Source organism: Rhodococcus sp. 14-2483-1-1 (assembly GCF_002259335.1).
Classification (GTDB): domain Bacteria; phylum Actinomycetota; class Actinomycetes; order Mycobacteriales; family Mycobacteriaceae; genus Rhodococcoides.
In genome coordinates this window covers 83,148-97,854 of record NZ_NPFX01000027.1, presented here as the reverse complement: position 1 = coordinate 97,854, position 14,707 = coordinate 83,148, and the positions used below count along the sequence as shown (strand labels likewise).

General features: G+C 65.2%; 15 protein-coding genes. 7 read left to right on the top strand and 8 right to left on the bottom strand.

Annotated features, from left to right (window positions below):
• The first annotated feature begins 87 nt into the window (after window positions 1–87).
• Window positions 88–258, top strand: coding sequence for a hypothetical protein (locus CH294_RS27680; protein WP_170944875.1), 171 nt, complete (start codon window positions 88–90; stop codon window positions 256–258).
• Window positions 259–441: 183 nt separating this feature from the next.
• Here the strand turns inward: CH294_RS27680 and CH294_RS26780 are convergent, their stop codons facing one another.
• Entirely contained in the window at window positions 442–1,452 is a 1,011-nt protein-coding gene (locus tag CH294_RS26780; protein ID WP_094629912.1) for a DUF4192 domain-containing protein, read from the bottom strand.
• Between the two features lie 48 nt (window positions 1,453–1,500).
• Entirely contained in the window at window positions 1,501–1,641 is a 141-nt protein-coding gene (locus tag CH294_RS27675) for a hypothetical protein (RefSeq protein ID WP_155289314.1), read from the bottom strand.
• 555 nt (window positions 1,642–2,196) lie between these two features.
• On the opposite strand from CH294_RS27675, the gene CH294_RS26775 reads away from it, so the two are divergent.
• Window positions 2,197–4,122, top strand: a complete 1,926-nt coding sequence (locus CH294_RS26775; RefSeq protein WP_094629913.1) for an AAA family ATPase — start codon at window positions 2,197–2,199, stop codon at window positions 4,120–4,122.
• A 118-nt stretch (window positions 4,123–4,240) separates the two neighbouring features.
• Here CH294_RS26775 and CH294_RS27670 read toward each other — a convergent pair whose 3' ends face one another.
• The 6 genes from CH294_RS27670 to CH294_RS26750 all read right to left on the bottom strand — a co-directional run bounded on the left by CH294_RS27670 (window position 4,241) and on the right by CH294_RS26750 (window position 8,087).
• Entirely contained in the window at window positions 4,241–4,405 is a 165-nt protein-coding gene (locus tag CH294_RS27670; RefSeq protein ID WP_155289017.1) for a hypothetical protein, read from the bottom strand.
• 85 nt (window positions 4,406–4,490) lie between these two features.
• Complete coding sequence (locus tag CH294_RS26770; protein WP_094629914.1) at window positions 4,491–4,835, bottom strand: hypothetical protein; 345 nt, start codon at window positions 4,833–4,835, stop codon at window positions 4,491–4,493.
• Window positions 4,832–5,683 (bottom strand): hypothetical protein, encoded by an 852-nt coding sequence (locus CH294_RS26765; protein ID WP_094629915.1) that lies wholly within the window; start codon window positions 5,681–5,683, stop codon window positions 4,832–4,834. Before CH294_RS26765 ends, CH294_RS26770 begins: the two co-directional genes overlap by 4 nt.
• A gap of 86 nt (window positions 5,684–5,769) precedes the next feature.
• Window positions 5,770–5,934, bottom strand: a complete 165-nt coding sequence (locus tag CH294_RS27665) for a hypothetical protein (RefSeq protein ID WP_157226197.1) — start codon at window positions 5,932–5,934, stop codon at window positions 5,770–5,772.
• Between the two features lie 355 nt (window positions 5,935–6,289).
• A complete protein-coding gene (locus CH294_RS26760; RefSeq protein WP_042940230.1) occupies window positions 6,290–6,547 on the bottom strand; it encodes a hypothetical protein in 258 nt (85 codons plus the stop codon).
• 697 nt (window positions 6,548–7,244) lie between these two features.
• On the bottom strand, window positions 7,245–8,087 hold the full coding sequence (locus CH294_RS26750) for an IclR family transcriptional regulator C-terminal domain-containing protein (protein ID WP_094739382.1): 843 nt from the start codon (window positions 8,085–8,087) through the stop codon (window positions 7,245–7,247).
• A gap of 365 nt (window positions 8,088–8,452) precedes the next feature.
• Here CH294_RS26750 and CH294_RS26745 point away from each other — a divergent pair, with 365 nt between their 5' ends.
• From CH294_RS26745 to CH294_RS26725, 5 genes are read left to right on the top strand one after another with little or no spacing between them, the layout of a single operon-like run.
• Window positions 8,453–10,075: a bifunctional 3-(3-hydroxy-phenyl)propionate/3-hydroxycinnamic acid hydroxylase gene (locus CH294_RS26745; protein ID WP_170944874.1), complete on the top strand. Its 1,623-nt coding sequence runs from the start codon at window positions 8,453–8,455 to the stop codon at window positions 10,073–10,075.
• A gap of 1 nt (window position 10,076) precedes the next feature.
• Window positions 10,077–11,213 carry an alpha/beta fold hydrolase gene (locus CH294_RS26740; protein WP_094739380.1) on the top strand — a complete coding sequence of 379 codons (1,137 nt, stop codon included), beginning with the start codon at window positions 10,077–10,079 and terminating at the stop codon, window positions 11,211–11,213.
• Window positions 11,210–12,577, top strand: a complete 1,368-nt coding sequence (locus CH294_RS26735; RefSeq protein ID WP_094739379.1) for an amidohydrolase family protein — start codon at window positions 11,210–11,212, stop codon at window positions 12,575–12,577. The genes CH294_RS26740 and CH294_RS26735 overlap by 4 nt, the downstream gene beginning before the upstream one ends.
• 49 nt (window positions 12,578–12,626) lie before the next feature.
• The gene (locus CH294_RS26730) at window positions 12,627–13,829 is read left to right on the top strand and encodes a CaiB/BaiF CoA-transferase family protein (RefSeq protein WP_094739378.1); all 1,203 of its coding nucleotides are present in this window, start codon (window positions 12,627–12,629) and stop codon (window positions 13,827–13,829) included.
• Window positions 13,826–14,677 (top strand): citryl-CoA lyase, encoded by an 852-nt coding sequence (locus CH294_RS26725; protein WP_094739377.1) that lies wholly within the window; start codon window positions 13,826–13,828, stop codon window positions 14,675–14,677. Before CH294_RS26730 ends, CH294_RS26725 begins: the two co-directional genes overlap by 4 nt.
• Window positions 14,678–14,707: the final 30 nt, after the last annotated feature.

Below are 14,707 nucleotides of genomic sequence, written 5' to 3'. Positions count from 1 at the left end.
AGACGGATCGAAAAGAACCTCCCTCTCTCGGTGTCGCTGCACTCGTGGCGGTGGCTGTGTTCGTGCTGGTCGGTAGGGTGCTGGGGTATGGAGCGCTCGCGGATCGAACATGCCTTGTCCAAAGCTGTGGTGAACGCTGAGCCGCCGCCGTCGGATCTGGCGCTCGATGCGATCGTGGCCGGTGTTCGGGTCGAGGACACTCGTCCCGCCGCCGCCGAGGTCGATATGGTGTGGCCGGCCGATCCGACGTCTCTCTGAGCGCTGTTCCGCTCTTCCTCTGCCACGCCACCTCGCCGCACCCGCCGGCCCTCCTGTCGTTGCTGCGGGTGGTGCGCGTTTGTCGGTGTGAGGGCTCGATGCCCGATGCACCGGCCCCGCGCCCGCGACCTGGATTGCCGGGCGTGGCCACCTCGAACCGGTGGCCACGCTCGGCAGCGATCGTCAGGTGTAGCTCTGTACTGTGCCGATGTGGGCGGCGACGTAGTCGGGGGTGATGACTGCGCCGATCCCTCTGACCTGTTCCGGCGGCATTCCGGCGTTGAGGACGCGCAGGAGAATTCCCGTCAGGCTGGGCAATGGCACGTTGGCTCGTTCGGTGGTGCGCTCGGCGGCCTGCAGTGCTGCGTGTGCTGCTGCGCCGTCGCCGGTGCAGTACAGGAAGTAGGCGGCGATGGTGAGGGCGTTCGCGCGGGCGGTGCCGCGTAGCGGGGCGGCGATGCGGGTGAACGCGTCTGCTGCGTCGGCGTCTCCGTGGACGGACAGGGCCAGGAACGCGTCTCGGACTTCGAGGTGGCCGGTGGCCAGTGCCAGGCCGACGCGGGCGGTGAGGTCGGCGCTGGGGATTTCGCGGGCGTGGATGACGGCTGCGAGCTCGTCGAAGGTGACGGGTAGGAAGTCGGTGCCCATCGTGGCGGCGGCGGCGAGTGCGAGGGATTCGGGAATCTCGGTGGTGGGGGCGTATCGGGCCTCGAGGTCGGCGCGTGATGGGGCGATGACGGCTCCGTCTGCGGTGCGGGCGGTCGCGAGTTCGGTGGTGGCGGGGTCGGGGATGGTGCCGTCGGTGAAGCGGTCGAGGTCGGTGAAGGTGGTTCCTGCGGTGAGGCTGTAGGTGTGCAGGGCGCGGATGGTTCGGATTCCGACTGCGGCGAGCGCGTCGCGGATGGCGTCGAGTCCGAGCAGGGCTGCGCCTGCGTGGGTGGTGTCTGCGATGGCGGCGAGGATGACGGCGGTGACGGGGGTGTCCTGCCGGGTGAGCGCGTCGGTGATGATGCCTGCGGCGGCTTCGGCCTGGTGGGCGTCGACGCGGGCGGTAGGCGCGACCAGGTGCGAGCCGTTCCCGTCGTCGGCCAGGGCGATGATGACGACAGAGTTGTCGGGGGTGAAGCCGAGCAGGGCGGGGATGGCGGCGAGGGTGTCGGCAGCGGTGGCGAGGGACATGCGGTGTTGGGTCATGGCGAAAGCCTTTCGGTGTGTGCGGGTGTGGTTGGGGTAGCGCGGTTTTCAGTGGCGGAGTTCGCGGCGGGCGGTGCGGCGGTCGCGGCGTGCGCTGGCGCGTTTGACGGTGCGCCGGACTTTGCGGCTGCCGTTTCGGTGGACGATGATGTCGATTTCGTCGGCGGTGGTGGGGTGCTGTGCTCGCATGGTGACCTGTTCCTCTCGACTGGTGGCCGGACCTTCGCCCTGCCAATTTCTTTCGCCGTGGTGGCTGGGGAGAGAAACCAGCGCACGGGAACGACGGGGCAACCCTTCGGCCGGACAGTTTTCGTGGGAGCGCAGCGACTACGGGACGAAAAGTGTTCGGAGCCTTGGCCGTAGCGCAGCGGAGCGAGGGGTTGAGCCGGCGGGCACGGGTGATGGATGCTCGGAGAAGCCACCTACGTCGAAAGAAATTGATTCTTTTCGCTCTTTTGAGTGCGGAGCGAAGCGGAGTTCGGTTCGGTGCAGTCCGTAGGGGTGCGTGTGGCCCGCCAGGGCCTGCTTGTGAACGTGGCCGGCTTCGGGTGGTGGGACGCGGAACGCCGCCGGAGCTGGTGCTCTACGGCGGCGTGGTGTGGGGTACGGCTGTGAAGGTGATTGTGCGGGAGCGACGGAGGGTGACGACGCTCGGTGTCGCGGTAGCTTTAGTTTTGAGGTTGCCCCTTACCGGGGTCGACTCTGGGTAGCCTTGAGCACACTAATCGAGGAAGTGAGACTTGGGTGCGATTGAAGTCGGTCCGTATCAGAAAATTCAGGAACATCGTCGATAGCGGCGAGCTGCTTTTCGACGACTCACTCACGTGCTTGGTGGGTTTGAATGAGGCTGGCAAGACGAGCTTTCTTCAGGCGCTTCTCCGTATCAAGCCTCACGGCAAAGCGGAATTGGTAGTGAAGGACGACTACCCGAGGTGGTTGTGGAAGAAGGACCAGCGCGAGGACACTATCGGGTCTGAAAGTGCGATTTCGGCCGTTTTCGAGCTGGACGACGCCGACGTAACAGCCATGGAGGACAGGTTCGGCGCAGGTGTCATGGCATCGAGGACGGTAACCGTATCGCGTTGGTACAACGAGCCCCAAGCCTTCGTTACCAACCCGGCAAACGGGTCCGTCCTGGTCGCGGCGGCGCTGTCGAAGTTGGACATCTCAAACGAGGCCCGCGAAGCGTTCGGGCAGGCCAATAGTCTCGCCGCGGTACGGAAGGTCCTCGCAGAACTCGAGAGCAAAGACGGGTGGCAAGACGACGTCGCTGAAGTCAAAGCGGTGTTTGACGGCGACAAGAACCCGTTCGACCGGAGTCGTAACGCCATCTGGGCCCGGGTTCCGACCTTCTTCTATTTCGACGAGTATGCCCTGCTACCCGGCCGAATCAACATCGCCAGCTTGAATGGAGCCGATGCGATCGCATCCACCGGCACCCAGACCGCGCGGGCTCTGCTCAACCTTGCCAATACTTCCCCCGAGGAACTGGTTTCTGATGACTATGAAGACCGAAAGGCAGAGCTGGAAGCGGTCAGTGCAGATCTGACCGACGAGATTTTCACGTACTGGAAGCAGAACGCGAACCTGAGAGTGGCGTTCGATCTGGACAAGGACGTGCGACTCGTACCGACGAACAACGGGTACCCCGACAGCACTAGGGCCGAGATCGATCACTATCTCGAGATCCGGGTGGAAAACACCGAGCACCGATACACGTCGAACATCGACCGCCGGTCCCACGGATTCCAGTGGTTTTTCTCGTTCCTTGCGGCGTTCACCGAGTTCGAGGCGAAAAGTAAGGGCACAAATTTCATTGTCCTGCTGGACGAGCCGGGTCTGAGCTTGCATGGTTTGGCTCAGCGCGACCTGCTGACGTTTCTCAACGATCGTCTGGGTTCTGCAGTGCAGGTCGTGTACACCACGCATTCGCCATTCATGGTCGAAACCGATCGGATCGAGCGGATACGCATAGTGGAAGACAAGGGCAAGAGTGTGGGAGCGAAGGTCACACAAGATGTCCTAGGGGTCAATGACAACAGCTTGTTCCCGCTCCAAGCGGCCCTTGGGTACGACGCGACCCAGCACCTGTTCGTGGGTAAGGACAACGTTGCTGTCGAGGGTGCTAGTGACGTTGTGTTCCTGACTGTGTTGTCTGCTCGGATGGCCGCGACTGAACGCACGCCGCTCCATGCCAGGTGGAGTCTTCTGCCGACCGGCGGTGCGTCGAATTTGCCTGCATATATCGCCCTGCTCGGAGCCAGGACAGATCTGACCGTCGTGATGGATTCCGGTACCGAAGGTGGAGGCCGGATACAGGCAGCCTTGGACGCCGGGCGGATACATCGCAACCGTTTGATCAGAGTTGGTGAAGTAGTTTCGCGCACCCACGCGGACATCGAAGATTTATTCACTGTGGCTGACTATTTGACGCTATTCAACAAGGCCTACAACACCTCGATCACAGAAGCGAACCTTGAGGATCAAAAGGCATCACGGATTGTGGAGAGGCTCAAAGCACACCATGGCTCGTTTGACCACTATGGCCCCGCAGACGCTCTGATGCGCAACCCAGACCTCGTTGATGCCTTGAGTGCAGAGACTCTCGACAATTTCGAGGAGTTATTCAAGAAGATCAACAGTTCGCACCGCTCTCCCCGATCCCGTTGAGCCAGTTCGAGTCCACGCGATGGTGGCACCGGTGCGCCATTGATTAGGACTGAGCGAGAGTGGATTCACCTGCTGGCTGCCCGTTTGTTGATGGGGTGGCTGCTGCAGGGTTGGCCGTTCAGGTGGTGGCGGGTACGAGGGTGTCGGGTTTGACGAGGTAGGGGTAGACGCCGGGGCCTGGTGTTTCGTTTTCGACGAGGATGAGGCCCTCGGGTTGGATGTCGCGTACGACGACGATGCCGGGTGCTCCGGGTGCGAGGTGGTAGCGGTCGCCGATGTTCACGGTCTCTCCTGTGCTGCTGCGGTGGTGTGTGTTGATTGTCGGTGGTTGAGGTCGATCCTGATGGCTTCTTCGGTGGTGGTGTCGGTCATGTGATGGGTGTGATGGCGGCGGCGGGGCACCATTGTCGGTCGAGGTCGAGCCGTCCCATTTTGTTGCCGGTGGGGATCGAAAACGACACGCTCGCAAGCCAATCGCCGGTACCGGTCCGTGCCCAGGCGTACAAGGTTCCCTCGACAATGCTGTCCATGGCCAAGCCCTCGGCCCGGACTTTCAAAGGTGTGGTGTCACGGAATCCCCCGCCTCCGGATCGTCCGATCGCGAGCGCGACGTTCACTTTCACTGACCTCGGTGGGTCGACGATGCGGCGGGTGGGTGGCTCGAAGGTGGTGGGCCAGGAGTCGAAGATGCCGGCGGAGTTGTCGGTGGTCATTGCGCGGCCGCGAGTGGCCGGTGGACGGTGAGGTCGGCGGGTGCGGGTGTCCAGCGCAGACCGTGCTCGCCGAAGCTCGGGGCGGTGAGGGTGTAGCGGCCGGTGCGGTGTGGTGTTCCGCGGCCGTGGACGGCGGTTTCGAGGGTGATGGACTTGATGCGCCCACGGCCCTGTTCGATTCCGCCGTAGCCGCAGACGGTGGAGGCGATCGTGAGATCGATACCGGGCATGTGCCCGTCCGTCAGCAGCAGCACATTGGCGTGACGACGGTTGCGTGCGAGCAAAGCTCTTGCGCGCGTCGGTGGTACGTCTCGTCCGTGCACGGTGGTGACGACCAAATCCAGCCCGTCGAGACAGATCGAGGCGGCGTCGAGAGGATCCCCGGCCCCGGGATCGACGAGGTGGACTTTCGCGAGATCGCCGCCGTGTTCGTGGACGGCGAGCAGGCTCAGGCGTGGTTGGCCGATGAGGGCGACGTGGTGGCCGGCGGCGGATGCTTCGGCGACGAGCGCGATGAGCATGGACCCGGCGCCGGTGACGGTGATGGCGGTTCCACGGGCCAGGGCTCGGCGTGGGAGCAGTGCGGCGAGCGGCGGGGGTACGGGCATGGTCCGCAGGGTTTTGCCGCGTACAGCGCCGCTGAGTGGTTCCGGATCGTCGGCCTTGCCCGTGAGGTCCGTATCGCCTGCGATGGGCGCCGCTGGTTCGGGTGCGGTGATGGTGGGGAGTTCGGTGGGTGCGTGGTCGCGGCGGCCGCCGGGCACGGTGGCCATGCGGCGGCGCAGGACATCGAGTTGGGTGGCCTTGTCGAGTCCGGTCAGGTCGGGGATGGCGTCGACGGTGGCCATGGGGATCGACCTTTCGCCGTGCCGGTGGGAACTACCGTCAGACTATCGAACGCGTGTTCGACTGTCGAATGTGCTGGTGAGCAGGTTCAGCGGGGAACGACGCTGCCGTCGAGGTCGGCCGCGGTGAAGGTCCAGGCGAGGTGCCGATATAGCCGGAGGTCGCGTTTCACCTGGTCGAGGGCATGGGGCACAGCCGGGTGGTCGGGGTCGTGGCCTTCCGATCGGATGGCTGCGCGCTCGTCGTCGTCCATGTCCTATTGGACGCACGGGGCGGCGCGGCGGTTCCGGCAACAGTCATTTACTCGAATGACTGGACGAGAAGGTTCGGAGGCGCGGCGGTGGCCGCGTCGACGGGTCGTTTCGAACGAGCCAGGGCCACGCATCTGTGATGCGTGGCCCTGTTCGATGTTGGGTGACGGTGTTCGCCAGTGCGCCTCTCGGCAGGTGGCCGCTCGTAGCGGCTGATGGTTGGTACCCGGGGCATTGGGATCGAACGCCGTCGAGTCCTACAACGACAGTGCTGTCGGTGGTATTCCAGCCTGTGCGGGAGACAAAAAAAGGGGGGCCCGGCCCCGTGGTGGGACCGGGACCCCGGAGGGCCTGTGCTCAGTGGATGCACCAGAAGGACCCGACCGGGATGGCTGCTCCCGGCTGCCCGGCGCACCACCGGCAGGTGGTGTCGTGCTCGATCCGTCCGAGCACTCCTTCGGCCTCCTCGATGAGGAGGGGCAGCTCTGCTGCGCTGGCGAGCGCGAGCGCTTCGGTGGCCCACCGGGCCGCGCGCGGATCTTCGGCGGGGAGCTGAGCGGCATTGCCGATGAGCTCGGTGATGATCTGGTGATCGTTGAGCAGGTTCTTGTTCATGGAAGGCTGCCAACGCACCCTCGGCCGAGACGTCCCCGATCGACATGACGAGTGCTTCTATCAACTTCGCAAGGTGTGCGACGGTCTGCTCTGACCCGTCAAATCTGCGTTCACCTGGGCTTTTGTCGCATATTTTGGGCAGACTTCTCCCCCGGAAGATGGGGGCGGTTTTCGTTACTTCTTCGGCCGACGCTTGGCTTTGATGATGGCGAGTCGGCGTCGGTGCGCCGGTTCCCATATCGAGGCCAAGAGGCGCTCAACGGCGCAGGTGAACACCGTGGCGTACGCCAGCAGCCGAGTAACGTCGTGGACTAGGTCCATTGACGCCACCTCCGCTTCCGGGGTGATGCCCACCGTGGTGGGCGACTGTCCTGCTCCGTTGTCGGGCAGGAGTTTTGAGGACCTTATGCAGGCATGAAAAAACCCGACTCGCACAGATGCGGATCGGGTGTCATGAAGAGTGCAGAGCAGCGTTTCACTCGGATGAAGATGTGCACCTGAAGCCTGCTATCGGCTTGTTTTAGGCGCACGAACAGCGCGTGTCACACCTTACCCTGTGGATAACGGCACGGCGTACCGAGCGGGCCGCGTCACATCGGCAGCGAGTCGAGCTCGCGATTGCCCGCCCGCCATCGTCGGATTCTTTTGCGCGACAACCGATCGTGGCCAAATGCTGAGCGCCTCGCAGCTCAGAGCATCAGCGGACTGCGAAGCCGACATCCTTGTGGCCGGACTGTCCACGAGCTGGAGCTGGTTCGATCGGGCGGTTCTGCCACGCACTCCAGTCGGCTGATGTGTCCGCAGCGGCAGCAAGAAGCCGGGGTAGGTACCTCTCGCGTAGCAGGTCGACGGTGGTTTCGGCGGCATGGACGGTGATGTTCATGGCTGCGCGTGCAACTCCGCGGCCGTCGCGGACCGGTACTGCGATCGAGCGGACGCCCGGCGCCAGATCCTGATCGGCCAAAGCCCATCCACGTTGTGCTGTCTCGTCGAGTATCTCGTCGATCTGCGCGATCGTGAAATCTTTCGCTGCGAGCCCCGAGCGACTCGGCTCGGACAGGCGCTCGTGTGCCGAACCCCGGTCCATCGCCGAGAGAAGAGCCCGCCCTTGGGAAGTCACCATCGCGGGAAATCGGGTCCCGATGTCGACTCGCAGCGAGATGAGCTTGGGTACCGCCACGCGTGCGACATAGACGATGTCGGAACCGTCGAGCTGGGCCATCGACGACGATTCGCCGGTGAAAGACACCAATTCTTCGAGGTGGGGCCTCGCCATGTCCCAAAGGTTGAGGGCACCGATGTACGCCATTCCGAGTTCGAGCACCCGCGGGGTCAGGGTGTAGCCGGCGTGGCCGGACCTGACGTAGCCGAGTTCCTCGAGCGTGAGCAATATCCGCCGGGCTGTCGGCCGTGCCAGCTCGGCACCGGAGGCGACCTCGGTCAACGACATGGCCGGCTTGTCTGCCGAGAAGATGCGAAGTACGTGCAGCCCTCGGGCCAGCGCTTCGATGAAGTCCGGTCCCTGTCCGCGTTCAGCCACTGAACCGCCTCTTCTCTCATGTCGGTGCTGCACCTTCAGTTGTAGCCGGTCGCCGATGAACTTCGTCGCGCGGATGCCGACACGGCTGTGCGCTGCACAACGCCGATCCGCCCATATGACGCTTGACACATCGAAAGTTGGAAGGCATTCTTGAACCTACACGAACGGACCACTGTCCGCTAGACGGACAATAAATGCTTGAGCTGCAGAAATAAAGCGCAAGGGTCCGATCGAGTAGCTCACCGGGATGTCCGGCCGCGAACAGCCTGCGACCGCGCCGACGGTCGAGGCCAGACCGGAACACCGCACAGATGCACCCCGCCCCACCGGCGGCAGACAGAAGTACTCGAAAGGACCCACCAGCGATGAAGAACTACGACGTTGTAGTCATCGGTTTCGGACCCATCGGGCAGATGCTCAGCGCCCAGCTCGGGCAGGCAGGGCATTCCGTTGCCGCGTTCGAGGCCTACGAGACCCTGTACGGCCTCTCCCGCGCCGGCCACATGGACGACGAGATCGTCCGCACGCTGCAGAAGATCGGCATCGACGAAGAATTCAAGTCCGACGCGGTGCCGTGGGACATGTACGACATGCGCACCAAGGCCTTCGACGGCGAGCTGCTGTTACGCATGGACTGGTCCCAGGTCGGCCCCCACGGTCACCGTGGCCATTGGATCTTCTACCAGAACTACCTCGAGCTGGCGATGCACCGGGCGGTCACCGAAACCGGCAACGTCGACATCACCATGGGCACCAAGGCCGTGGCCTTCGAGCAGGACGACGACGGGGTGACCATCACCCTCGAGCACCGCAAGAGCGGCGAACAGACTCAGGTGCGGGCGAAGTACCTCATCGCTGCGGACGGCGCGAACAGCTCCATCCGCGAGAGCCTGGGAATCAAGACCTGGGTCGGCAACTGCGACTACAACCAGCTCGTCGTGGACTGCCGCGAGAAGCACAAGCTCAACTTCGAGTTCGACAACGGTCAGTTCGCCGACCCCAAGCGGCCGGGATGCCTGTTCCAGCTCGGTGCTCACCACCACCGGTGGGAGTGGACACTGCTGCCCGGCGAGAAGCCGGAAGACTTCACCGAAGAGCGGGTATGGGAACTGTTGAAGCCCTGGGTGGGCCCTGACGATGTCGAGATCCTGCGCCGTCCGGTCTACAACTTCCGGGAAGTGGTCGCCGAGCATTGGCAGGACGGTCGAGTGTTCCTCGCCGGAGACTCCGCCCACGTGTTGTGGCCCTTCGCCGGTGAGGGGATGTGCAACGGCATCCGCGACGCCTCCTCGCTCGCGTGGCGGCTGAACCTGGTGCTGCGCGATCAGGCATCGCCGCAGATCCTCGACAGCTACACCGCCGACCGCAAGCCCATCTTCGTCGCATGGATGAACCTCTCCCGCGAAATCGGACTGCCCTGCGTGATTACCGACCCCGAGATCGCAGCCATGCGAGATCAGGGCCTCAAAGCTGCGCTCGCCGACCCGTCGCTGATCCCCCCGATACCCGAGATCCCCGGCCCGACGTCGTTCGTGCGTCCGAACGACCCCACCGCCAGCACGGTCGGTGTGCAGGGCATGGTCGAGGTCGACGGCACGAAGGGCCTGTTCGACAATCTCGTCGGAACCGGCTGGGTGCTGCTGACCACCGACGCCGACGCTCTGACGTCGCTGTCCGAGCAGCAGCGTGACTTCATCGACCGCATCGGCATCATCACCGCACATGTCGGGGCACCCGGATCGGGCGCGAAGATCGTCGACGTCGACGGCACCTATCTGCCGTGGCTGAGCGGCCTCGGTGCCACGACGGTGCTGATCCGACCGGACTTCTGGCTCTTCGGATCCGCCGCACAGGCCTCCGAGACCGGTGCACTGCTCGACTCGCTCGCCGACGGCCTCGCCGGCCGCTTCCCCACCCCCGCCCGTGTCCCCCAGCCCGACGAGGCTCAGTCCGATCGCGCCGTCGACGCTGCGCCGGCAGGTGTCTGACGTGGCAGAGACCACCGACACCGACGCCACACCGCCGTGGGCGGCGGAAGTCGCGGCCCACAAGCGGGCGATGCCGCTGCAGCGGCTGATCGGCAACGGCCTGGACTACGCCGACGTCACCGAGCTCTACGCCCTCGCCGACTCCGGCATCCCGTGGGCCGATGCCGGCGCACAACTGGGCGAGCGCATCGCAGCTTCGGCTGCCGCGTCGAAGTCCGAGGGACACCTGGTCACCGCTCGCAGTGACTACCTCCGAGCCAGTGCCTGCTACCGAGTCGGGCAGGTTCCCCTGCCCGATTCGGACCCGCGCAAGAAGCCGATGTACCGCAAACTCATCGAATACTACGGCGCAGCAGGCGAACTGGCCGATCCACCGGTCGATCATGTCGAGATCCCCTACCGCGGCGCACGATTGTGCGGATGGCTGCTGCGGCCCGCCGGTGTCGACACTCCACCGGTGGTGATCGTCATGGGCGGGTTCGACGGGTGGCGCGAGGAATACCACGTGGGCGCAACGTATCTGCTCGCCCGCGGGATCGCGGTGTTCCTCGTCGACGGACCAGGTCAGGGCGAGAGTCGGATCCTGCAGGGCCTGTATCTCGATGCCGATGTTCCCGAAGCGTTTTCGGCCATGGTCGATCATCTGCAGACCGATGACCGTCTCGCCGACAGAATCGGGATCTGGGGCAACAGCATGGGCGGTTACCTCGCAGCGCTCGTCGCGGCAAGCGATTCCCGTATCGCTGCGTGTGCGGTCAACGGCGGCACCGTCCGCCCGGCGGAAATCCTCGACCGCTACAAGCGCTTCGTGACCAAAGTGCAAGCGCTGCTGGGGATCGACGACCCCGACAAGGCCGTCGAGACGATGAACACCTTCGTGCTCACCGACGACACCCTTTCGGGCCTGACCTGCCCGCTGCACGTCATGCACGGCACACCCGATCAGATCTTCCTGATCGAGAACGCCCGGGCGCTCCACGACGGCGCAGCGTCGTCGGACAAGACGTTCAGCGAGTTCCTCGACGGGGACCACTGCATCTACAACCACTCTCACGACAAGCACACCCGGCTCGGCGACTGGTTCGCCGACCGCCTCGGTGTCACCGACCGACCCAGTGCAGAAGGAGATCACCGATGACCACCCCCACGAGCTCAGCAATCCCCGAGGGCCGCATCCTCATCCGCGGCGCGCATCTGCTCACTCAGGACGATGCTCTCGGCGACTTCGTCGGTGACGTCCTCATCGACGGCGGCAAGATCGTCGAGGTCGGCACCGATCTCGACGCCGCCGGTGCCACCGTCATCGACGGCACCGATCGGGCCGTACTGCCCGGCTTCGTCGACACCCACCGCCACACCTGGCAAGGGGCGATCCGCCAGGTCGGCACCGGATGGGACTTCCCGAAGTACCGCCAGCACATTCAGCTCACCTGGGGCCCGGAGTTCACGCCCGACGATGTCTACATCGGCAACCTCACCGGCGCACTCGGCGCGCTCGACGCCGGCATCACCACCCTGCGCGACGAGTCGCACATCCAGAACAGCACCCAGCACACCGATGCCGCCATCGCCGCACTGCGCGATTCCGGGATCCGCGGAGTCTTCGCGTTCGGTTGGCCCTCGATCGATTCCAACAAGTGGATGCTGCGCGGTGAAGCCACCCACCCCGAGGACATCCGCCGCGTCCGCTCCGACGTTCTCGCCGACGACGACGCCCTGGTCACCCTGCAGGCCATGCTCCGTGGACCGGAACTGTCCACTCTCGATGTGACCAGCAAGGACCTCGCGATGGCACGTGAGCTGGGCATCCGATCCTCGATGCACGTCGGGAACGGCCCGTGGGGTCCGGAATTCCGAGGCATCGGCTCGCTGGGCGATGCCGGCCTGCTCGCCGAGGATCTGCTGTTCATCCACTGCTGCACCAGCGACGACGACGAACTGAAGATGCTCGCCGACTCCGGCGCGCACGCCTCGGTCTCCGCCGCGGTCGAGGCAGTCCTGCCCGGCCTCGGTGCCCCCGCCACCGGACGCCTGCTCGCCGCCGGTATCCGCCCCAGCCTGAGCATCGACACCGAAGCATCCGTCGCCGGTGACATGTTCAACGTCATGCGCGCGGCGTTGACGGCGCAGAACGTCGGAATCAGCATCGACCCCGCCACCTACGGCACACTCCCGGCGTTCACCCCGGCCGATCTGCTCGCCATGGCGACCATCGAAGGCGCACGTGCGTCGGGACTCGATCACAAGAGCGGATCGATCACCCCCGGCAAGGACGCCGACCTGATCGTGATCCGTCTCGACGACGCGAACCTGTTGCCCGCCAACGACATCGCCGCCAGCATCGTCGGAGCCGGACATCCCGGAAACATCGACACCGTCTTCGTCGCCGGCCAGGTCCGCAAATACGGCGGCCGACTCGTCGGATGCGACATCGCCGACATCCGTGCCCGCGCCGAAGCCTCCCGCGATCGACTGTTCTCCTTCGACCTCGTCGAAGGCTGACCGGTGCACGCCGCGCCCACTGACACTCTGCTGGAAAGGATCTGACCTCGTGGCTCCCACAGGCACCTCCCCCGCCCGACCCCTCGACGGCATCGTCGTCGCGGATCTCTCCCGCGTCCTCGCCGGGCCCTACGCGACGATGCTGCTCGCCGACATGGGTGCCGAGGTGATCAAGGTCGAAAGCCCCGGCGGCGACGACACCCGCTCGTGGGTTCCGCCCGTGCGCGAGGACGGCGTCTCGACGTACTACGCCGCGATCAACCGCAACAAGAAGTCGATCGTCCTCGACTTCAAGAACGACGACGACCTCGCCGTCGCCCACGCCCTGACCGGCCGCGCCGACGTCGTGGTGGAGAACTTCAAACCCGGTGGCCTGCGCCGATTCGGCCTGGACTACGACACGGTGAAAGAACGCAACGACGCGATCATCTACTGCTCGATCAGCGGCTTCGGCTCCGCCGAAGGTGCATCGCTGCCCGGCTACGACCTGATCGTGCAAGCGATGTCGGGCCTGATGAGCTTGACCGGCGATCCGGACGGACCGGCCTACCGCGCCGGCATCAGTGTCTTCGACGTCATGGCCGGACTGCACTCGACCATCGGCATCCTCGCCGCGTTGGCGCACCGGTCCGCGACCGGAGAAGGCCAGCACATCGAAACCTCGCTGCTGGCATCGGCGATGAGCGGGCTGGTCAACCAGACCTCCGCGTACGTCGCCGGTGGGGTCACCCCGCACCGGATGGGCAACGCGCACCCGAGCCTGTTCCCGTACGAACCGCTCCCCACCGCCGACAACGACCTGATCGTCACCGCCGGCAACGACGCCCAGTTCCGCAAACTGGTCGACGTGCTCGGTGTCCCCGAGCTCGCCGACGATCCCCGCTTCGCCAAGAACGCTGACCGCACCGAACGCCGCGAAGAGCTGCGGCCGCTGCTGGTCGAACGCCTGCGCACCGAGTCGGCGACCCATTGGTTCGACAAGCTCAACGAGGTCGGTGTCCCGAACGGCCCGATCAACACCATCGCCCAAGGGGTGCAGTACGCCGAGAAACTCGGCCTCGAACCGGTCGTCCAGGTAGGGCCACCCGGAGCCACCGTCCCCGGGGTGCGCAACCCCATCACCTTCAGCGGCTTCGCACCCCGCTACGACCTCGCACCGCCGACCCTCGGCCAGGACAGCGACGAGGTCCGCGCCTGGCTCTCCGCAGCCACCACCACCGCGCCGCCGACCGCTGGGCAGGGACAACGATGAGCAACGCCGACTACACACCGCGTACGGACTTCCCGACCTCTCTGGGCACATCGTCGGCCACCGAGATCAAGCTCCTCGGCCAGGACCTGGCCGGCGACCTCATGGGCAAGGTCGGCTTCGGAGAACTCGCCTTCTGGATGGTCGCCATGCGCCGACCCACCCCCGGCGAGGTCCGCGTCTTCGAATCCGTCCTGGTCGCCCTGACCGATCACGGGTTCACCCCGACCGCCATCGCCGCCCGCGTGACCTACCTCAGCGCCCCCGACTCACTGCAGGGAGCGCTCGCGGCCGGGCTGCTCGGCGGAGGATCGCGATTCCTCGGCGTCACCGAAGACTGCGGACAGTTCCTGGCCGATTCCTTGGCCGCGCACGCCGCCGGCGGCGGAACCCTGCCCGACAGCGACGAGGGCTGGGATCAGATGGCTCTCGATGCCATTGCCCGACAACGCAAGTCAGGAAAGCACGTCCCCGGCCTGGGGCACCCCAACCACAAGGGCGGCGATCCACGCACACCGGTGCTGATCGGCATCGCCACCGAAGAAGGCCTACGCGGACCGCACCTGCAGCTGTTCGAGGCCATCGGCCGGATGTCCGAGCGCGGCGTCGGACGCCACCTGCCGCTCAACGGAGCCGGGGTGTGCGGGGCCGCGCTGGCGGACCTGGGTCTGCCGACCGAGATGCTGCGCGGTTTCGCGTTGCTCGCCCGATGCGCCGGCCTGATCGGACAACTCACCGAGGAACGCCGCAACCCCATCGCCAACGACATCTACATGAACGTCGACCGCGGTGCCTACTACGTCGATCCCACCGACACCGATCCCGCCGACACCGATTCCCCCGCAACGTAAAAGCTCCATCACAGCCCATCCGCTACCTTC